The organism is Kribbella swartbergensis (assembly GCF_054784135.1).
On record NZ_BAAGPM010000012.1, the window covers coordinates 1 to 704 of the forward strand.

1 protein-coding gene is annotated in these 704 nt (G+C 63.2%); it reads right to left on the minus strand.

Features of this window, described 5'->3' with window-relative positions; translation table 11 throughout:
- The coding region (ligD, locus tag ACYVOK_RS06370) for a non-homologous end-joining DNA ligase (protein WP_460661314.1) at positions 1–704 on the minus strand (704 nt) is incomplete at both ends.

The following is a 704-nucleotide window of genomic DNA, read 5'->3' on the forward strand; positions in this document are numbered from 1 at the left end:
ACAGCCGTTGCACCCCGCCCGTTGCGCAGGTAGTCGATGAAGATCCGGCCTGTCCTGGAGCGCTTGGCCATCGTATTCGTGTAGAGGGCGGGACTCTCCTTCGTCATGTCCCCCGCTACACCGGCTGCGAACTTCTTCGCCTCGTCCCAGGACGCCTTGGGCCGAATCGGCACGACGACGTGCAGGCCTTTGCCTCCAGAGGTTTTGACGAAGCTCTCCATGCCGATCCCCTGCAGGTGATCACGCACGTCGAGTGCGCCTTGCACGACGGCGTCCCAGCTGACGCCCTCACCTGGATCCAGGTCGAAGACCAGGCGATCAGGTTTCTCCGGGTTCTTCAGAGTAGAGCCCCATGGGTGGATCTCGAGAACGCCTGCTTGCACTAAGGCGAGAAGGCCAACCAGGTCCTGGATGGCGACAGCCTCGTCCTCTCCGACGCGGACCCGCTGGATGAGATCCTCATCAAGGCCCGCCCAGGCGTGCTTCTGGAAAAAGCACTCCTTCTGCGACCCGCCCGGGCAACGCAGGAGCGACAGCGGCCGGTTCACGATGTGAGGCAGAATCCGGTCGGCGATCTCCGTATAGAACTCGGCGAGCCCGAGCTTGGTGACCCCCTCATCCTCCCACAAAACGCGGTCGGGGTGCGTGAGATGGGCCTTCTCAAGGATCGTAGCACCCGGACTTGTGTCGCGAGAGCCCTGCAC